Origin of the sequence: Actinomadura madurae (assembly GCF_047130825.1) — a bacterium.
Lineage (GTDB): Bacteria > Actinomycetota > Actinomycetes > Streptosporangiales > Streptosporangiaceae > Spirillospora > Spirillospora madurae.
In genome coordinates this window covers 1,820,338-1,837,987 of the sequence record NZ_CP083237.1, presented here as the reverse complement: position 1 = coordinate 1,837,987, position 17,650 = coordinate 1,820,338, and the positions used below count along the sequence as shown (strand labels likewise).

Sequence of the window (17,650 nt, the reverse complement as noted above, 5' to 3'; positions counted from 1 at the left end):
AGTTTGCAGCCCGACGATGGGAGCGCGCGGTGATCGATGGCATTCCGGTAATTGACGCGGTGGTTCATCCGTACAACCTCACCGAGGAGAACTTCCGCACCGAACATGCTCGGGCGATCACCGCCATCGTTTCCGGGGGGAATCGGGCGGTGGCGCCTCCGGGATACCGGCTGCCGAAGGACGGCTACGAGAGGAACTGGTCGATCGAAGAGGTCGCCAATATGTCCTTCGTGGAAAGCTACGCCGACCTCGCCGTCTACCACGTCGTGCCCATCCGGGCCTTCCACGACGGGATCTGCTCCGTCGAGAAGGGCCTTGAGGCTCAGGAGTACTGGCCGGACAGGTTCCTGTTCTACGTCGGCGTGGACCCCATGGAGGGGACGAAGGCCATCGAGGATCTGGAACGCCAGGTGGAACTGTTCGATCGCCCGATCGGCCTGAAGCTGTATCCGAACAGCTGGGTGGCCTCCGAGGTCACCGGATGGCTGATGGACGACCCCGAAGTGGCGTTTCCGTTGTTCGAACGCGCCCGGCAACTCGGCATCAAGACCGTGGCCGTGCACAAGGCGATTCCGCTCGGCCCCGTGGAGCTCAAGCACTACCGGGTGGACGACATCGACCGCGCGGCCATGGCGTTCCCGGATCTGAACTTCGAGATCGTCCACGGGGGCATGGCCTTCCTTGAGGAGACCGCCTGGCAGCTGGCGCGCTTCCGCAACGTCTGGGTGAACCTGGAATCCACGGCGACGATGCTGACCAACCGGCCGGGCGCCTTCGAACGGGCCTTCGCCGCGCTGGTCGCCCACGGCGGGCCGCGGGCGCTGAGCCAGATCGTGTGGGGTACGGGCTGCATGGTCGCCCACCCGCGGCCCCACCTGGAGAACTTCGCCCGGAATTTCGCCTTTTCGCCGGAGACGGTGGAGCGGTTCGGGCTTCCGGAGATCACCGATGAGGTGCGGCGGGACGTCCTGGCGCGGAACTATGCCCGGCTGCACGGCATCGACCTCGCCGAACGGCTGAACCGGATCAAGGGCGACGCGTTCGACCTGCACCGTCCGGACGGCACCGAACCGCCGGCTCCCTACTCGACCACCGCGGTCGCCGATGTCGCCTACTGAGATCCGCAGCCGATTCGTCGACGTCGGCGGCGTCCGCACCCACTACCTTGAGGCGGGCGACGCCCGCAGGACGGTGGTGCTGCTGCATTCCGGCGAGTTCGGGGCGAGCGCGGAACTGTGCTGGGAGCGCAACATCCCCGCGTTCGCCGAGCATTTCCGGGTCGTCGCACCGGACTGGCTGGGCTTCGGGGAGACCGACAAGCTCCACGATTTCGTGTCCAAATCCGACCGGATGATGCGGCACATGGCGGCATTCCTGAGAGTGCTGGCCATCGACGAAGCCCATTTCGTGGGCGCCTCGATGGGCGCCACGAGGCTGGTGACCGAGGCGGCGCGGCCCTCGCCGCGGCTGCCGATCACGGCGATGGTGCTGGTGTCCGGTGGCGGTTTCGTCCCCGACAATCCCGACCGGCGGGTGCTGCTCGACTACGACGGCACTCCCGCGGGCATGCGGGCGATCCTGCGCGCGTGCCTGAACGATCCGCGATGGGCCGAGGACGAGGCTTATGTGGCCCGGCGCGTTCAGGCCAGCCTGCGCCCGGGGGCGTGGGAGGCCGTGGCCGCGACGCGGCTCAAGGCGCCGAACCTGCCGCCGCGCTCGGACTTCGGCCAGGCCGACACCATCCCCTACGAGGACGTGACCGTGCCGACGCTGTCCTTCGCGGGTGCGAAGGACCGGCTGCGGGAGCCCGGCTATCACCGGGCTCTGGGACGCATTCCGGGTGCGCGCGTCGAGGTGTTCGACGAGGCCGGGCACCTGCTCAACATCGAACGGGCCGAACGGTTCAACCGGCTGGCCGTGGACTTCCTGCTGGGATTGGAGCGGCGATGATCACGATCGACGAGGTCCGCGCGGCCCTGCGCGGGGTCGCCGACCCCTGCGCGATCGCCACCGGCGCCCCGGTGGACATCGTGGACATGGGGCTGATCCAGGGCATCGACGTCACCGCCGGCGCGGTCACCGTGACCCTGCGGCTGACCAGCCCCTTCTGCATGCAGATCGGCCTGATGAGCGAGCAGATCGGCAAGGCGCTGCGGCGGCTCCCCGACGTCGCGGATGTGCGGGTGGAGGTCGATCACCTCGCCGAGTGGATGCCGGAGATGATGGACCCGCAAGCCCAGGAGCGGCTCAGGCGGATCCGCCCCCTGGGCTTGGTGGCGCGATGAGCTTCGATCCCGACATCGTCCCCGACTACACGAGCCTCCTGCGGCTGGACGGCCGGACCGTGGTCGTCCTGGGCGCGGGCGCCGGCATGGGACGCCAGTCGGCCCATGCCCTGGCGCAACTCGGCGGCAGGGTGGCCTGCGTGGACCGGGATGAGGAACTCGCCCGGCAGGTCGCCTCCGAGATCGGCGGGACGCCGATCACCGCGGACGTCACCGACCGCGGCGAGATGGAGCGCGTGTTCGAGCGAGCGGGCACCCTCGGCCCCGTGACCGGCCTGGTGGACGTGGTCGGGATCGCCACCATCAAACCCGTCCGGGACTTCTCGGACGCCGACTGGGATCGGCAGTTCGATCTCACCGTGCGCCACGCGTTCCTGGCCGTGCAGGTGGGTGGCCGCGCGATCGCCGAGGCCGGGGGCGGCAGCATGGTGTTCGTCGGCTCGACCTCCGGGCACACCCACGCGCACGGCCAGGCCGTGTACGGCGCGGCCAAGGCCGCGTTGCACAGACTGGTGTCGTCGGCCGCCCACGAATACGGCCCGCAGCAGGTCCGTGCCAACGTGCTCGCCCCCGGGTTCACCCGCACGCCTCGGCTGAACCGGTTGCTCACCGAGTCCCAGTGGGAGGAGGTCGGCGCCGGCATCCCGCGCGGCAGAGCGGGCACCCCCGCCGAGATCGCCGCCGCCGTCCTCTTCCTGATCTCCGACCTGTCGAGCTACGTCAACGGCCAGGTCGTCACCGCGGACGGCGGGATGACCGGCGCCATCAAGGTGCCGTTCTGAGCACCGCCCCGGCTATCCCGGGGCGATCTTCCGGTCCCGGACGCTGTCGAGGAACGCTCGGCTGTCTCCGTCGTACTGATCGTGTTCCACGTAGTGGCCGAGCCCCGGCAGCTTCAGATAGGTGAACGACATCCCCGTCGGCAGATGCGCCTCGATCGCCGGGGTCATGCCCAGCGCGGCCGCCGAGCTCTTCACCGCGGCGAGGTCGTCGACGATGACCGCCACGTGGTGGAACACGAGCTGGAAGTCCTCGCCGCCGGTCAGGAACTCGGTGAAGACGTCCACGTGGCCGTCGACCGGTTGCAGGACTTCGAGGAAGAGCTCGCGGCCCGCGGAGAACGCGCAGCGCAGACTCGCGGGGCCGGTCCGGCCGTCGGCGGTGGTGACCGTGAAGGACGGTTCGAACGGGACGAACTCCTCGACGCCCAGCTGCTTGGTCAGGACGTCGATCGCCCGCTCCCGGTCGTTGGTGACGTAGCCCAGCTTGTAGAAGCCCGGGTGGAGCAGGGAGGCGGCGAAGGAGGCCTCACTCATGGGCCGGCCTTCGCTCGCTGCTCGAGAATGCCGAGAGCCTGCTCGTAGCACTCTTCGAACGCCTGCTTGGATTGTGCGAGGAATTCCTGGTGCGGCATTTTCCAGTACGAGTCGGGGAAGTCGTTGCCGTAGGTGCCGTCGTCGGAGAACACCTCCAGCTCCCAGAGCCCGTCGTACCCGGCGTCCAGCAGGTCGGCGATGATCTCGGCCGCGACGCCGCGACCGCGTCCGGGCAGCTCGCGGTCGAAGCCGCTCCGCTCCTCCAGGCGGACGTCGCACACCTGCACGCTGTTGATGAGGTGGCCGTACTCGGCGATCCGGGAGTGCAGGTCGGGCTCGCACCAGCTGTGGAAGACGTCGAACATGATCCCGACGTTGTCGCGGCCCGCCTCCGCGATGACCCCGGCCATCGCGGGGAGCGTGTGAACGGGCGACCCCCGGCGCTCGGCCAGGAGCTCCAGCCCGACCCGCAGGCCGTGTTCGGCGGCCGCGTCCGCGATCGCCGGGAGGTTCTCCGCCACCGCCTCGGCCGGACCGACCGGGTTCGCCGGATCCCCGCTGGTACCGGGCGCGATGGCGATCACCGCGGGGGAGAACCGGGCAAGGCGGTGGATGCTCTGGCAGATCAGCTCGGTGCGCTCGCGCGGATCCTGCGGGGTCCCCGGCTTGTCGAAGGGGATCCCCAAGATCGAATGCATCCGCGGGACGCAGAAGGCCGCTTCCAGCCCGTGCTCCTTCATGGACCGTGCGATCCGCTCGTCGTCGCCGTCGGCGAACTTGCCCTCCCACAGGCCGACCGCGGCGCCGCCGATCGCCGCGACCTGCTCGACGTCCTGGTAGATCGTGTTGTGGGGCGTCGAGTAGGAATTCACCGCGAAGCGCGGAGCTTTCACCGCCGACTGCATGGTGCGCATCTCCTTCAACAGGCTGGTTCGGGGCCAGCGTAAAACCGGTGCGCCGGACCGAGCCGGGCCGCGTGCCCCGATTCCGCACCGCGGAACCGGCCGCGCCGTCCCAGGTCACCGGGTCGATTCCCCTATGAGGAATCGACGGCCGGACCGGGAGGTATGGCGTGGACCCCGCCCTAGCATCGGCGCAACCGGTCCATGGGCACCTGCCAGCGGAGTATCACCATGACCACTGAGACCCACCCCCGACGTGTCCGGTCGCGCACGGCCAGGCCTTCAACCCCCTCGACCCCGGTCAGTCCGGGGACCCGTACCCCTGGCTGCGCGCCGCCCAGGCGGAATGCCCCGTGTTCTACATGCCGGAACAGAACATGTGGTGCGTGACGCGCTATGCGGACGTGGTCCAGGTGTTGCGGGACACCGAGACCTATTCCTCACGCAAGGTCATCCGCCTCGCTCAGCTGGATGCCGACCTCCTCGACGCCTTCCCCGACGGCCCGCCCGACGAGGTGCTGGTGTCGACGGACCCGCCCAAGCACACGCGGCTGCGGGCGCTGGCCCAGACCGCCTTCACGCCGAAGCTGGTCAACGAGCGGGAGGACGAGATCCGGGCGCTGTGCCACCGGTAGATCGACGGTTTCGCCGATCGGGGACGCTGCGACCTGGCCGCCGAATTCGCGGAGAGGCTGCCCGTCCAGGCGATCACACGGCTCGTCGGTGCGCCCCTGGAGAAGTCGGAGGACTTCTACCAATGGGGCATCGACCGGGTGACCCTGCTGCTCGGTGCCCCTCGGCTGGACGAGCGCCAGCGTGCCGAACTGTCCCGCCGTGTGGTGGCGATGAGCACATGGCTGCGCGAGTTCGTGGAGGAGCGCAGGGAGAACCCGCGCGATGATCTGGCCTCCGCGCTGGTGCATGCCACGACCGACGAGGGCTTCCCGGTGCTGAGCACCCCGGAGACCGTGACGATGATCGGCACGATCCTGTCGGCAGGGTCGAGCACCACCTCGCATTTCCTGCCGCTCATGGTCCGGGAGTTGCTGTCGCATCCCGACCAGTGGGCTCAGGTCGCGGCCGACAGGGGCGTGCTCAAACGGGCGGTGGAGGAGGTGCTGCGGTATCGCACGTCGGTGCACGGTGTGACGCGCACGACCACCCGTCCGGTGACGCTCGGGGGAGTGGACCTGCCCGAGGGCGCCGACCTCTACGTCCACTACGCGGCGGCGCAACGCGACCCCGAGATCTTCGACGACCCCGACACCTTGGACGTGCATCGCCCGAACGTCAAGCGGCACTTCGCGTTCGGCCGGGGCGTCCACACCCGCCTCGGCGCGCCCCTGGCGAGGCTGGAGGCGCGAGTGGCGCTGGAATGCCTCATCGACCGGCTGCCGAACCTGCGCCTGGCGCCCGACGCGCCGCCCGAACGCTGGATCCCGAGCATGCTCACCCCCGGGCTGGAACGGCTTGACCTGGAATGGGACCCGATCCGCGCCTAGGGCGTGTTTCGAAGTAGGCGAAGGGAAGTCACGATGACCACCACGATGCCGGCCTTGGACATCGACCCGTTCACCGACGACGTCCTGGCCGACCCCACGGACTTCCACCGCCGGTTGCGCGCCGCCGGCCCGGCGGTGAAGGTCCGGCAGAGCGAAGGCCTGGACCTGGTCGCCGTGGGGCGCGACCGCGATGTGCGCGAGATCTACGCCGATCACGAGAACTTCCTGAACAGCCGGGGCTCGGGCGTCCTGGACCTGCAACGGGACGAGCCGTTCCGCGAACCGGGCCTGCTGCTGGAGCATGACCCGCCCGCGCACACGGCGGTGCGGACGGTGATGGCGGACGTGATCTCGCCGCGGCACGTCCGCGGGCTGCGGGCGAGCTTCCAAGCCGCGGCCGACGATCTCGTGGACCGGCTGCTGGACCTGAAGACCTTCGACGCGCAGAAGGAGTTCGCCGAGGCCTTCCCGCTCAGAGTCGTTCCGGACGCGGTCATGGGAGCGCCCGAGGGAGGACGGGAGAACCTGCTGCGCTACAGCGTCTTCCTGTTCGAGTCGATGGGGCCGCGCACCCCGCGCGCCCGCCGCGTCCTGGAGCAACTGCCCGATGTGGAGGGAGCGATCGCCTGGGTGCGGGATTCCTGCCGGCGCGAGAACGTCAGACCCGGCAGCTTCGGCGCACTGATCTGGGAAGCGGTCGACCGCGGGGAACTGACCGAGGAGCAGGCCCCGAACCTCGTCCGCTCCCTGCTCGGCGCCGGTATCGACACCACCATCCACAGCCTCGCCGTCACGCTGCACCTGCTGGTGTCGCACCAGGACCAGTGGGCGCTCCTGCGCGATCAACCGGGCCGCGGAAGGTTCGCCTTCGACGAGGCGCTGCGCCACCAGACCACGGTGCGGCAGAACTTCCGGACGCCGGCGCGCGATCTGGAGATCGACGGAGTGCCGGTCCGCGAGGGGCAGAAGATCATGCTGGTGCCCGGCGCGGCCAACCGGGATCCGGAGCGCTGGGGCGAGAGCGCGGACGTCTTCGACATCACGCGCGACTCCGGCGGGCATCTCGCCCTCGGCCGCGGCGTCCACCAGTGTGCGGGAGCGCCGGTGGCGCGGCTGGAGGCGGACACGCTGCTGTCCACGTTCGCCCGCCGGGTCAAGGGCATCGAGTTCGCCGGCACACCGGTGCCTCTGCTGAACAACACCCTGCGCGGCTGGTCCAGCCTGCCCGTCACGATCACGGCGGCCTGAGACCGTGAGCAACTGGACGTGCGGGCGGGACGGGCGAGTGGCGTGGCTGTCCTTCGACCGTCCACCCGATGACCAGGTCCGCTTCGACGATCTCGTCGACCTGCGCGGTGCGCTGACCGCGCTCGCACCCGACGAGGACGTCTCGGTCGTGGTGCTCGGCAGCGCCAGGCCCGGCGGCTTCATCGGGCACGCCGATCGCGGCGAGATCAAGGCGATGCGCGAGGGCGGGCCCGGACGGCTGGAGGAATGGCTGACCACCCTGCTGGCCATCGAGGACCTGCCGCAACCGGTGGTCGCCGCGGTGCGGGGGCCGGCCCGGGGCGGCGGCTGCGAGATCGCGCTCGCCTGCACCTTCCGGATCGCCGGGCCGCAGGCATCCTTCTGCCAGCTGGAGATCGACCGCGGAGCCATGCCCGGCGCCGGCGCCACCCAGCGCCTGCCCCGGCTGATCGGCGCGGGCCGCGCGGCACACATGATCATGACAGGACGTGCGGTCGGCGCCGCGGAGGGGCTGGCCATGGGGCTGGTCGACGCGGTGATCGAGGGCCCCGACGTGGCCGCGGGCATGGCGCGCTGGGCCGGTGAACTCGCCTCGAAACCGCGTGCGTCCCTGGTGGGCATCAAGCGCGCGCTGCTGGCTGCTCAGCGCCTCCCGATGGCGGAGGGGCTTCGCCTGGAGCAGCGGCTGTTCCATGAAGTACTGACGGGAAAGGGAGAACGAGCCTGATGCGAGGTCTGCAGGACAAGGTGATCGTCGTCGCCGGCGGAGCCACGGGGATCGGCGCCGCCACCGCGCGTCGGCTCGCGGAGGAGGGCGCGAAGGTCGTCGTCGGCGACATCAACCCGACCGGGGCGAAGGACACCGTGGAGGACATCCGCGCACACGGCGGCCACGCCGTGGCCCACGAGTTCGACATCGCCGGCGAGGAGTCCTGCGCCGCGCTCATGGCGGCGGCGGTGGAGGCCTTCGGGGGGATCGACGGGCTGTTCAACGCGGCCGCCGACCTGTCCGCCGACACCCTGGGCCGCGATGCGGACCTCCTCTCCGTACCGGTGGAGGTGTGGCACCGCAGCCTCGCGGTCAACCTGACGGGGTACTTCTACACCGCCCGGCACGCCGTACCGCGCCTCCTGGAACGCGGCGGCGGTGCGATCGTCAACACGATCTCCGGCCTCGTCCTCAACGGCGACCGGGGACGGGTCTCCTACGGCGCCTCCAAGTCCGGGCTGCTCGCGATGAGCAAGCACATCGCGACCCGCTGGGGCAAGGAGGGCATCCGCTGCAACGTGGTCGCGCCGGGCATGGTGCTCACCGACAACTCGATGGCGATGATCGGCGAACAGGAGCGAACTGCCGTGCTGGAGATGCTGCGATCCCCGCGCTTCGGCGAACCCGAGGACATCGCCGCCGCCGTCACGTTCCTGCTCTCCGAGGACGGATCCTGGATCAACGGGCAGGTGCTGCCGGTCAACGGCGGCACGGGCCTGCGATGAATGAGATGTCGGCGGTCGTCGTGCGCGAGCTGGGCGGCCCCGAGGCGCTGCGGCCCGAGCGGACGGCGATCCCCGAACCGGGGGCGGGTGCGCTCCTCATCCGCGTCTCCCGCAGCGTGGTGAACTTCGCCGACGATCGGATGTGCCGTACTGGAGTGAACCACTTCACCGGCCGAGTGGATCCGCCGCCATTCGTACCGGGCGGGGAAATCGTCGGAACGCGCCGCGACACCGGCGAACGCGTCGTCGCGCTATGCCGCACAGGAGGCTACGCGCAATTCGCCGTCGCCTCGGAGGACGCCGTCTTCCCCGTCCCCGAACAGATCGAGGACGAGGCGGCGCTGGCCGTATTCGTGCCCGGACTCACCGCCGCGTTCCTGCTCGACGTCGCGGGGTTGCCTGCCGCGGATACGTCGGTGGTGATCCATGGCGCGTCGGGGGCCGTCGGCAGGGTCTTGCTGCGCCTGCTGCGCGGAGGTCCCTGCCGGGTGATCGCCTCGGCGTCCACTCCGCGATCCCGTGAGGGGATCGCCCGCGACGGCACAACGGTGATCGACGCCGAGCCGGACGGCCTGACCGAGCGCATCCGCGCCGCGTGCGGCGGCCGGCCCGTCGACGTGGTGCTCGATCCCATCGGAGGGCCCGTGCTGGAGGCCTCGCTCGGCGCCCTGGCGCCCCGCGGCAGGCTCGTGACCTTCGGCAATGCCTCCGGTGCAGCGGCCACCGTCGACCCGCGTTCGCTCATTGTCGGTTCTCGCACCGTCACCGGGTTCTGGTTGATGGATCACACCCACGACCGCGCGGCCTGTGAGGCCCACCTCGCTCGGCTGTTCGCCTTGGCGGACGATCTGGCGACGACTCCAGCCCGGACCTTTCCGCTGGACGAGGCCGCCAAGGCCATGACGACCACCCGCGAACGTGCGCACACGAGCCGAGTACTCCTCGACCCCTGGGCCTGAACGAACCGTCAGGCGCCGGGGAAGTGCGTCAGGGTGTGCTCGATCTTGTTGACGGTGCGGTGCAGTTCTCTGGCGAGGTGGCCCATCTGTTCGGGGCCGAACCGGGCCAGCGGTACGGCGATCGACAGGGCGCCGACGGTGGTGCCGCTCCCGTCGTGCACGGCGGCGCCGATGGCGGCGACACCGCGTTCGGTGCCCTCGATGTTGAGCGCGTGGCCGTGCGTGCGGACGTTGGCGAGTTCGCGCGTCAGCTTCGTCCACTCGGGGCCGGTCAGGTCGGGATACAACTCTCGCAGTTGTTCGATCGGCAGCTCGGCCAGCATGGCCTTGCCGCCCGAGGCCAGATGCGCGGGCAGGATCGTGCCGCGGCGGTCCCCGACTTGAAGGACTTGCGATGACTCCACGCTCGAAAGGAAACGCACCTCCGTGCCGGTCCGCACGACGAGGTTGACGGTTTCCTGGACGCGTCCGCACAGCGTCTCCATGTGCGGGGTGGCCAGCCTCCGCAGCTCCCGTAGTGTCGAGCCGTCCATGCCGGCCGGGGTAGAGGACAGGAACGGCCCCGGGAGGTAGGAGTGCCTCTCGTCCTGAATGGCGAAGTCGCGGTAGACGAGCATGGCGAGGAGCCGGTGCGCGGTGGAACGAGCGATGTTCAGCTCGCGGGCCACGTCACTGACCTTCAGGCTGCCCTGGTCGCGCAGCATGTGAAGGATCAGCAGGGCGTTGTCGACGGACCCCAGCGCATAGGTCGGCTTCTCCTTCATGTTCTTCACAGAAGAATGCTAATCCATACTGCGGAACGGGCGGTCGGGCCCGGTTCACAACCAGGGGCCGAGGCTCGGGGCCTCGCGGGTGCGTCCGGTCAGCCACGCGGCCAGGTCGGCGGCCTGTCCCGATGCCGCGTGTCTGGCCGCGGCCTCCGAGGCCAGGCGGGTGTTGAAGGCCTCCGGCAGGTCGGCGAAGGACACACCGTGCTGGAGGTCGACCGCGTGCACCGCCATCTCCCTCGCCCGCATCCATGGGATCTCCGTGGCGGGGACGGTCCGTCCTTGGGCGGTCACCACGGACCGGTGCCATGTCTCCTCCGGCAGACCGTCAACGTCCTCCGCCAAGCAGCGCGCCGACCCATGGACGAGCGCGCGCAGATCGTCCGCGGGCAGCGACGCCGCGGCCTCGATCTCGTACGCCCGCTGCCGCGCATTGGCGTACATCCGGTTCTCGACACCGGTGGCGGCCCAGCTCAGCAGGCGGCGCAGCGCCTCGGCGTTGCCGTGGACGTGGGCGATGACGTGGCGGCGCGTCCAGCCGTCCAGGGCGGTCGGCGCGGACAGTTCGTCGTCGGTGAGCCGGTCGACGACGCCGAGGAACAGCCTGGTGCCCTCGTCCATCCAGGAGCGGGCGCTCACGGCGTCCTCGCCGCGTTCTCCAGACGGCCGATGCCTCCGATCTCGGTCACCACGGTCACGCCGTCCGCGAGGTAGCGGGGCGGCTTGCGGGCGTGGCCGACTCCGCCGGGCGTGCCGGTCGCGATGACGTCGCCCGGCCGCAGCGTGACGATGGTGGAGGCGTACCGCACCAGGGCCACCGGGTCGAAGACCAGGTCGGACGTGTCGGCCTTCTGCATCACCTCCCCGTCGACGCGGCAGGTGAGCGGCAGGACGGGGCGGACACCGCCGGGCAGTTCGTCCGGCGTGACGAGAACGGGGCCGAGCGGCGTCGTGCCCTCGAAGGTCTTGCCCTGCAGCCACTCCCTGGTACGGAACTGCCAGTCCCGCATGGTGACGTCGTTCATGACGGTGAACCCGGCGATCGCCCGAGCCGCCTCGTCCTCGGACGCCCGCCGGACGGGGCGTCCGATCACCAGGGCCAGTTCGGCCTCCCAGTCGACGGCCGACGACTCGGGGGCGAGCTGGATGTGGTCCCGGGCGCCGATGAGGGCCTCGGGGAACTTGGCGAACAGAGTGGGGTACTCGGGCAGGTCCCGTCCCATCTCCAGGATGTGGGGGCGGTAGTTGAGCCCGACGCACAGCACCTTCCCCGGACGTGACACGACGGGCGCGAACGCGGCGTCGTCCACGGGGCGCGGCATCTCGGTCGCGGACGCGGCGACGCCGGCCCAGTCGTCCCGCGCCAGCAACGCGCCGACATCGGGAGCGTCGAGGAGGACGCATCCGTCAGCGGAAACCCGTGCGGCGCGGGTTCCCTCGTTCGTCCGGACGGTCGCGAGCCTCACTGCGCGTTCCCCTCTGCCGTGTCGTGCTGGACGCGGTGCTGGTGCAGCCGCTCGAAGATCGGAGTGTCGCTGAACCGGAACAGGTCCAGGCCCTGCTCGGTGGCGAGTGTCAACGGCTGCCATGACGGCACGACGAACAGGTCGCCGCGCTCGACCGTCCACCCGTGTTGCCCCACCGTGACCTGCCCGGTGCCGTCGAACACCTGGTAAACCGAGGAACCGACCTCGCGGGTCGTCGCGGTCTCCGTGCCAGGTGTCAGCCGGTGGAACTCGGCGCGCAGAGTGGGCATGACGTCGCCGCCCGTCGTGGGGTTGGTGTAGCGGACGGCGGCATGCCCGGGTTCGACCGTGGCGCGGTCTCCCTCCGCCTCCAGCGCCACCTGGTCCGCCAGCGCACGGTCGGTGTACTCCCACCGGTAGGCCAGAAGCGGCGTCGACGGCGCCGGACTCAGGTGGGTGAGCGGCCGAAGGCCGGGGTGACCCCACAGCCGCTCCGACCGTGACCGCTCCGGGGCCTCCCGCGATTCGATCTCGTCAGGCCCGGGTTCGAAGAACGTCGACTCGGCGAGGTATTGGAACGGGATGTCCAGCCCGTCGATCCACGCCATGGGTCGGTCGGTGACGTTGTGGTGGCCGTGCCAGTGCCACCCGGCCTGCGGGAGGAAGTCACCGCGGCGCATGGCGACGGGATCGCCGTTCACCACCGTCCACACGCCCTCCCCTTCGACGACGAACCGGAAGGCGTTCTGGGTGTGCCTGTGCACGGGGGCGTCCTCACCCGGGTTGAGGTACTGGATCGCGGCCCACAGCGTTGGCGTGGCGAAGGGCCTGCCGCCAAGGCCTGGATTGGCGAGTGCGATCGCCCGGCGCTCGCCCCCGCGCCCGACCGGCACCAGTTCCCCGGCCCGCTCTGCCATGGGCAGCAACGCGTCCCATTGCCACCGGTGCGGAACCGCCTTCGATCTGGGGGACGGCGGCATGAGGTCGCCGATCTCGGTCCAGAGCGGGACGAGCGACTCGGCCTCGAAGCCCCGGTACAGCGCCTCAAGCTGCGGAGTGCGGACCGGCTGGTTCTCGGCGTCGGTCGCGACGATGGTCACCGGCGACCCCTCGGCGACGGTCATGGTTGAAGCCCTTCCGTACGCGCTACCAGGTGACCCCACCATGGCGAGGATTCTGCAATACAGACAACAAGATTCTGGCATGAGGAACACCGCAGAATCGCAGGGGCGGTGAGTGCGGAAGGCGTGAGTATCGCCTTCCGGGCCGCGGCGACCGTCCATTAATGGGGTCGTGGGCGGCGAGGGGACTGACCCGAGCTGGAGCGCGGTCGAGTTCATCGAACGGACTGAGGACCCGGAATGACCAAGCTTCGCGCATGACGGATCCGGAAGATCCCAGCGAGCCGTGCGATCATCACCAGATCGCGAACAAGTGGTCGATCCTCGCGGGTCTTCTCGGGGGGACCTCGTGGCTGCCCGTGGTCAGGGTGGGGTGGTCTGGTACAGGTGGAGCAGGCCTCGGGTCACGGCGGTCGGCCATATGGTTGCGTGCTGCTCGTCGGGGATGACCTCGCTGCGTACGTCGATCTTCTCCTGGGCGCGCAGTCGCTCGGTGAAGGCGGACAGATCGGCGACCATGTCGAGTCCGGAGAGGGATCGGCGCATCGCGGCGGGCATGACGGGCCAGCTCCGGTCGGGGCTGTCCTCCCGCTCGCCCACGGCGAGGTAGACGTCGCTCGCTTCCCGGTCGGCGAAGCGTGCTCGGTGAGGGGCCAGGAGCAGCCGGTCGTCCCACCACAGTGACGGGCTGACCGCCAGGAACCTGCGGAAGCCCTCCGGGCGGCACACGAGCGTCCAGCAGGTGAACAGCCCGCCCAGGGAGAAGCCCGCCATGCCCCGGTCGGACGGGTCGAGCCGGTGCGCCGCCTCCACATGGGGTGCGATCACCTCGTGAATCAGGTCGAGCATCGCGCCGGCGCGTCCCGTCCCGTGCGGGGTCTCTCCGCGGTGGTAGCCCGGTGCCGCGACCGTGGGCGTCAGGTCGCGTGGGCGCCGGGTGAACAGGTGGGTGCGGTCGTCGGTGGCCGGTGAGATGCCGACGACGGCCACGGGACGCAGCTGCCCCAGCGAGAACGCCAGCGTGTTCTGCGCGATCTGGGCGGTGGTCAGGAAGGTCAGGAAGCCGTCGAGCACGTACAGCACCGGGATGGGGTCCTGCCGCGACGTGGCCGGTGGGACGGCCACGTCGACGTGCCACCGGTCGGTGGGGTCGTCGCCGGTGGTGAGCGTGTACCGCACCGCGCCCGGTAGTTCCACCGGCCCGGCCGACCAGTGCACGGTCATGCGATCACCTCCGGTACTCGTCATCGGGATCAGCGCGGGCCCCGGATGCTCAGGCCACCGAGACCTTGGTCTCGTCGTACCTGAAGCGGAGCAGGAAGATCGCGGTGAAGGCGGCGGCGAAAGCGGTGAGGACGGCGATCGGCAGCGCCACCGCGCCGATCCCGCCGTCGTCGAGCAGCACCGACCGGAAGCCGCGCATCGCCCAGTAGGCCGGGCTGGCCGGGGCGACCGCCCGGACCCAGTCGGGGAGCAGCGTGACCGGTGTCAGCGCGCCGCCGAGGCCGCCGAGGACCAGTGCGCCGACATTGGCGGACGCGTTGACCTGCTGGAACGTGTGGACGACGGCGGTGAGCATCAGGCCGAGCGTGGTCAGGCAGCACGCCAGGGCGATGATCAGCAGTCCCAGCGCGACGGGGGAGCCGCGCGTCCTCATGTCGAACAGGGCCGCGCCCAGAGCGAACAGCAGCGCCTGCTGGACGAGTGAGATGGCGAGTACCGGTGCCAGTTTCCCCACCACGATCTCGGCGGGCCGGGCCGGGCTGGCCCTGAGCCGGTCCCAGGTGCCCCAGCCGTGTTCGCGGAAGAAGGCGAACGGGACGAACGAGACGAGGAAGAAGGCGAACAGCACGGTCATCCCGGGGACGGCCTCCTCGGCGCCGTTGGCGTCGGAGTAGCCCTGGTTGGCCAGGACGAAGCCCCGCTCCGGCCGGAGGAAGGCCATCAGGACGAGCGGCATCAGCACCAGGCTGAGGACGGGCAGGGGGTCCCGGCGCAGGATGCGCATCTCCTGGCGGAAGATCACCATGATCCGTCGTGCGGACACCTCACACCTCGTTCCCGGTGGCTCCGTACCGCCGTCCGGTCAGCGCCAGGAACGCGGTCTCCAGGCTGGGGCGGACGACGTCGATCGAGCGGAGGCGGCCCGCGTCGGCGGTGTCCAGCGCGTTCAGCACCCGGCCGATGGTGAACTCCGGATCGGGGTCGGTGATCGCCAGCCTGGAGCCGCTGCGGGTGACGTTCAGCGGCCCGAGTGCGGTCGGGTCCGGCGCGGGACCGTCGAAGACCGCCTCGATCACCGTCGTGCCGTGCGCCTCGATGATCTTCTGCGGTGGGTCGCAGGCGATGAGCCGGCCGCGGTCGAGGATGGCGACCGTCGTGTCGAGGGACTCGACCTCGTCCAGGTAGTGCGTGGAGTAGAGCACGGCGGTGCCGTCGGCGGCGGCCTGCCGGACCAGGTCGAGGATCCGCCGCCGCGTCCGCACGTCCGCGGCGGCGGTCGGCTCGTCCAGCAGCAGCAGCCGGGGACGGTGCAGCAGGGCGAGCGCGGTGTGCAGCCTGCGCATCTCGCCGCCGGACAGGTCGCGTCCCAACCGGCCGAGCAGCGGGGTGAGGAGCAGTTGCCCGGCCACCTCGTCGATCCGCGCCGCCAGGGCGCGACCGCGCAGGCCGTGGAGTTCTCCGCTGAAGCGGAGGTTCTCCCGTACGGTGACGACCGGGACGATGCCCAATTCCTGCGGGGCGAGGCCGAGGAACTCGCGGGCCTTCTCGGGACGGTCCGCGACGTTCAATCCGCAAATGTGGACCGAGCCTTCGTCCGCTCGTCTGAGGCCCGCGATAATGGCGACAAGCGTCGTCTTTCCCGCCCCGTTGGGGCCGATCAGCGAGACGATCTCGCCGGCCGACACGGTCAGGTCGACGCCGCGAAGAGCGGGGACGTCACCATACGATTTGCTCACATCGACGATCGCGATAACCGGGTGCCGCGAGAGCATCATCACCAGCCAATGTGAAAGTCTTCGTCCTGCTCACCGGATCGTTGATTATCGCAGCTTTCTCACCTGGGGCTCAGTCTTACATGATTCTCGGCTCCGGCCAAGAGCCGGTCCCGACCATGCCGCGCAGTGCCGGGTCCGGAGCCGGTCACGGCGCCGCCGCCCCATTGGCCAGGTGAAATACCGGTCAGGACGAAGAGCGTTTACGGCCCTCCCGCCGCGGCGCGCGGACGCCCATTGGCCGCGGGCCGGGGCCTCGGCGAACGGCGATGTGACGATCATCTGACCTGCGGCGGAACACATTTCGCAACCTCGTCTCACACTTTGTGGCGAAGGCGTGCGGATGACCGTTGTCATCGATCGGAGTTCGGCCCGCTGTCGAGATCGCCTCTTGACAGCGCCGCGGGGAGCGTGCCTATCTTCATGATGTGATCCCGGAGTCCGGAAAGTGGACACCGGGTTCACTACTCGTGGTTCTGTGAAAGCCGTGGGTAGTTCCATAAAGTCGGTCCGTAAATAGCTTCAGCGTTTCGTTCGCGTCCTCGTCGTGAGCGCGAATATCGGCGCGGCCGTCAAGTCAGATCCGACGTCGAAGGGGAAGACGTGAGCGATGTCGTCGCTTCGTACGGCCAACTGCTGGACCGGCTCAACCGGAGCTCGGCGAAGAAGCAGTACCAGGCGTTCAAGGACATCGCCTGGGACGACCCCGAGATGGCGGTCGAGGTGTCCGATCCGGGGTGGGAGCTCACCGCGGAGGACCCGCTCGGCGCGGACGACTGGTACCGGCGGCGGCCGCCCGACGAGCGCCGGCGCATCGGCCTGAGCAAGACCGCCGACATGATCAAGATGGCGATCGAGTTCGAGAACGTCCTGCAGCGCGGTCTCCTGCAGTACGCCGCGACGCTGCCGAACCGGTCGGCCGAGCTGACGTACCTGTACCACGAGATCGCCGAGGAGACGCAGCACACGCTGATGTTCCAGGAGTTCATCAACCGGACGGGGATCGATCCCGAGGCGTTCCCCGGGCGGCTGGACCGGTCGCGTCAGCGCTTCATCAGGGCGTCCAGCTCGTTCCCGCACATCGTGTTCACCGAGGCCCTGGTCGGGGAGGAGATCTTCGACCACATCCAGCGGCGGCGCCTCAAGATCGAGCCGATCCCGCCGATCCTCCGGGTGCTGTTCACGATCCATGTCACGGAGGAGGCCCGGCACAAGTCGTTCGCGCGGGCGTGGCTCCGCACTCACATGGATGTGCTCACGGACGCCGACAGACGGCTGCTGGGCCGATACTTGAACGTCCTCACCGGCGCACTCGGCGCTCGTATTCTCCTGCCGGGAAACCGCCTGAAGGAAGAGTTCGGCATTCCCGACACCGTCATGGCCCGCGTCACCGAAGGGCCGGTTCTCGTCGACGTGCTGACCCGCGCCCTGGCGCAGGTGATCGCGTTCGGTCGCAAGCACCGCCTGCTCTCCGAAACGGCGGCGATTCTCCCGACCATCAGGCGGCCCGAGGCCGCAGAGTCCCATTGATACGACCGGATCGTCATCCGAAGCGCGCCCGGCCATTCGGAACAGTCACCCGGCACGATGCGGC

The 17,650-nt window shown here is 69.8% G+C and carries 20 protein-coding genes; 11 read left to right on the top strand and 9 right to left on the bottom strand.

The window, feature by feature from the left end; translation table 11 throughout:
- The first annotated feature begins 149 nt into the window (after positions 1-149).
- From K8Z49_RS08615 to K8Z49_RS08600, 4 genes are read left to right on the top strand one after another with little or no spacing between them, the layout of a single operon-like run.
- Positions 150-1,118: an amidohydrolase family protein gene (locus K8Z49_RS08615; RefSeq protein WP_412517997.1), complete on the top strand. Its 969-nt coding sequence runs from the start codon at positions 150-152 to the stop codon at positions 1,116-1,118.
- On the top strand, positions 1,105-1,950 hold the full coding sequence (locus tag K8Z49_RS08610; RefSeq protein ID WP_111831689.1) for an alpha/beta fold hydrolase: 846 nt from the start codon (positions 1,105-1,107) through the stop codon (positions 1,948-1,950). The genes K8Z49_RS08615 and K8Z49_RS08610 overlap by 14 nt, the downstream gene beginning before the upstream one ends.
- Positions 1,947-2,285, top strand: coding sequence for a metal-sulfur cluster assembly factor (locus tag K8Z49_RS08605; RefSeq protein ID WP_021593750.1), 339 nt, complete (start codon positions 1,947-1,949; stop codon positions 2,283-2,285). Before K8Z49_RS08610 ends, K8Z49_RS08605 begins: the two co-directional genes overlap by 4 nt.
- The gene (locus tag K8Z49_RS08600) at positions 2,282-3,067 is read left to right on the top strand and encodes an SDR family NAD(P)-dependent oxidoreductase (RefSeq protein ID WP_111831690.1); all 786 of its coding nucleotides are present in this window, start codon (positions 2,282-2,284) and stop codon (positions 3,065-3,067) included. Before K8Z49_RS08605 ends, K8Z49_RS08600 begins: the two co-directional genes overlap by 4 nt.
- A gap of 12 nt (positions 3,068-3,079) precedes the next feature.
- Here K8Z49_RS08600 and K8Z49_RS08595 read toward each other — a convergent pair whose 3' ends face one another.
- Together K8Z49_RS08595 and K8Z49_RS08590 are read right to left on the bottom strand one after the other, a co-directional pair.
- On the bottom strand, positions 3,080-3,601 hold the full coding sequence (locus K8Z49_RS08595; RefSeq protein ID WP_412517994.1) for a VOC family protein: 522 nt from the start codon (positions 3,599-3,601) through the stop codon (positions 3,080-3,082).
- Positions 3,598-4,506, bottom strand: a complete 909-nt coding sequence (locus K8Z49_RS08590; protein ID WP_412517992.1) for a sugar phosphate isomerase/epimerase family protein — start codon at positions 4,504-4,506, stop codon at positions 3,598-3,600. The genes K8Z49_RS08595 and K8Z49_RS08590 overlap by 4 nt, the downstream gene beginning before the upstream one ends.
- A 383-nt stretch (positions 4,507-4,889) precedes the next feature.
- Between K8Z49_RS08590 and K8Z49_RS08585 the strand changes: the two genes are divergently transcribed.
- The 6 genes from K8Z49_RS08585 (at position 4,890) to K8Z49_RS08560 (ending at position 9,706) form a co-directional block, all read left to right on the top strand.
- A complete protein-coding gene (locus K8Z49_RS08585; protein ID WP_412517990.1) occupies positions 4,890-5,138 on the top strand; it encodes a hypothetical protein in 249 nt (82 codons plus the stop codon).
- Positions 5,139-5,276: 138 nt separating this feature from the next.
- Positions 5,277-6,005, top strand: coding sequence for a cytochrome P450 (locus K8Z49_RS08580; RefSeq protein ID WP_412517988.1), 729 nt, complete (start codon positions 5,277-5,279; stop codon positions 6,003-6,005).
- Between the two features lie 33 nt (positions 6,006-6,038).
- Positions 6,039-7,253, top strand: a complete 1,215-nt coding sequence (locus tag K8Z49_RS08575; protein WP_412517986.1) for a cytochrome P450 — start codon at positions 6,039-6,041, stop codon at positions 7,251-7,253.
- 4 nt (positions 7,254-7,257) lie between these two features.
- Positions 7,258-7,980 (top strand): enoyl-CoA hydratase/isomerase family protein, encoded by a 723-nt coding sequence (locus tag K8Z49_RS08570; protein WP_024934889.1) that lies wholly within the window; start codon positions 7,258-7,260, stop codon positions 7,978-7,980.
- Positions 7,980-8,747 carry an SDR family NAD(P)-dependent oxidoreductase gene (locus tag K8Z49_RS08565; RefSeq protein ID WP_412517983.1) on the top strand — a complete coding sequence of 256 codons (768 nt, stop codon included), beginning with the start codon at positions 7,980-7,982 and terminating at the stop codon, positions 8,745-8,747. Before K8Z49_RS08570 ends, K8Z49_RS08565 begins: the two co-directional genes overlap by 1 nt.
- 5 nt (positions 8,748-8,752) lie before the next feature.
- A complete protein-coding gene (locus K8Z49_RS08560; protein WP_412517982.1) occupies positions 8,753-9,706 on the top strand; it encodes a quinone oxidoreductase family protein in 954 nt (317 codons plus the stop codon).
- 8 nt (positions 9,707-9,714) lie between these two features.
- Here K8Z49_RS08560 and K8Z49_RS08555 read toward each other — a convergent pair whose 3' ends face one another.
- From K8Z49_RS08555 to K8Z49_RS08525, 7 genes are all read right to left on the bottom strand, one after another.
- Positions 9,715-10,470, bottom strand: coding sequence for an IclR family transcriptional regulator (locus K8Z49_RS08555; protein WP_111831763.1), 756 nt, complete (start codon positions 10,468-10,470; stop codon positions 9,715-9,717).
- A 54-nt stretch (positions 10,471-10,524) separates the two neighbouring features.
- Positions 10,525-11,112: a maleylpyruvate isomerase family mycothiol-dependent enzyme gene (locus K8Z49_RS08550; RefSeq protein WP_412517980.1), complete on the bottom strand. Its 588-nt coding sequence runs from the start codon at positions 11,110-11,112 to the stop codon at positions 10,525-10,527.
- Complete coding sequence (locus K8Z49_RS08545) at positions 11,109-11,939, bottom strand: fumarylacetoacetate hydrolase family protein (RefSeq protein ID WP_412517978.1); 831 nt, start codon at positions 11,937-11,939, stop codon at positions 11,109-11,111. The genes K8Z49_RS08550 and K8Z49_RS08545 overlap by 4 nt, the downstream gene beginning before the upstream one ends.
- A complete protein-coding gene (locus K8Z49_RS08540; protein WP_412517976.1) occupies positions 11,936-13,063 on the bottom strand; it encodes a cupin domain-containing protein in 1,128 nt (375 codons plus the stop codon). The genes K8Z49_RS08545 and K8Z49_RS08540 overlap by 4 nt, the downstream gene beginning before the upstream one ends.
- 360 nt (positions 13,064-13,423) lie before the next feature.
- Positions 13,424-14,284 carry an alpha/beta hydrolase gene (locus K8Z49_RS08535; protein WP_181663306.1) on the bottom strand — a complete coding sequence of 287 codons (861 nt, stop codon included), beginning with the start codon at positions 14,282-14,284 and terminating at the stop codon, positions 13,424-13,426.
- A gap of 49 nt (positions 14,285-14,333) precedes the next feature.
- Positions 14,334-15,107 (bottom strand): ABC transporter permease, encoded by a 774-nt coding sequence (locus tag K8Z49_RS08530; protein WP_024934891.1) that lies wholly within the window; start codon positions 15,105-15,107, stop codon positions 14,334-14,336.
- Position 15,108: 1 nt separating this feature from the next.
- A complete protein-coding gene (locus K8Z49_RS08525) occupies positions 15,109-16,020 on the bottom strand; it encodes an ABC transporter ATP-binding protein (protein ID WP_412517973.1) in 912 nt (303 codons plus the stop codon).
- Between the two features lie 639 nt (positions 16,021-16,659).
- Here K8Z49_RS08525 and K8Z49_RS08520 point away from each other — a divergent pair.
- Positions 16,660-17,586, top strand: a complete 927-nt coding sequence (locus K8Z49_RS08520; protein ID WP_412517971.1) for an AurF N-oxygenase family protein — start codon at positions 16,660-16,662, stop codon at positions 17,584-17,586.
- Positions 17,587-17,650 lie beyond the last annotated feature (64 nt).

Excerpts from the sequence above, each read along its gene's own strand:
- K8Z49_RS08610 (WP_111831689.1), top strand. The coding sequence starts at position 1,105 with ATGTCGCCTACTGAGATCCGCAGCCGATTCGTCGACGTCGGCGGCGTC.
- K8Z49_RS08605 (WP_021593750.1), top strand. The coding sequence starts at position 1,947 with ATGATCACGATCGACGAGGTCCGCGCGGCCCTGCGCGGGGTCGCCGAC.
- K8Z49_RS08600 (WP_111831690.1), top strand. The coding sequence starts at position 2,282 with ATGAGCTTCGATCCCGACATCGTCCCCGACTACACGAGCCTCCTGCGG.
- K8Z49_RS08595 (WP_412517994.1), bottom strand. The coding sequence starts at position 3,601 with ATGAGTGAGGCCTCCTTCGCCGCCTCCCTGCTCCACCCGGGCTTCTAC.
- K8Z49_RS08590 (WP_412517992.1), bottom strand. The coding sequence starts at position 4,506 with ATGCAGTCGGCGGTGAAAGCTCCGCGCTTCGCGGTGAATTCCTACTCG.
- K8Z49_RS08575 (WP_412517986.1), top strand. The coding sequence starts at position 6,039 with ATGACCACCACGATGCCGGCCTTGGACATCGACCCGTTCACCGACGAC.
- K8Z49_RS08565 (WP_412517983.1), top strand. The coding sequence starts at position 7,980 with ATGCGAGGTCTGCAGGACAAGGTGATCGTCGTCGCCGGCGGAGCCACG.
- K8Z49_RS08560 (WP_412517982.1), top strand. The coding sequence starts at position 8,753 with ATGTCGGCGGTCGTCGTGCGCGAGCTGGGCGGCCCCGAGGCGCTGCGG.
- K8Z49_RS08555 (WP_111831763.1), bottom strand. The coding sequence starts at position 10,470 with ATGAAGGAGAAGCCGACCTATGCGCTGGGGTCCGTCGACAACGCCCTG.
- K8Z49_RS08540 (WP_412517976.1), bottom strand. The coding sequence starts at position 13,063 with ATGACCGTCGCCGAGGGGTCGCCGGTGACCATCGTCGCGACCGACGCC.
- K8Z49_RS08535 (WP_181663306.1), bottom strand. The coding sequence starts at position 14,284 with ATGACCGTGCACTGGTCGGCCGGGCCGGTGGAACTACCGGGCGCGGTG.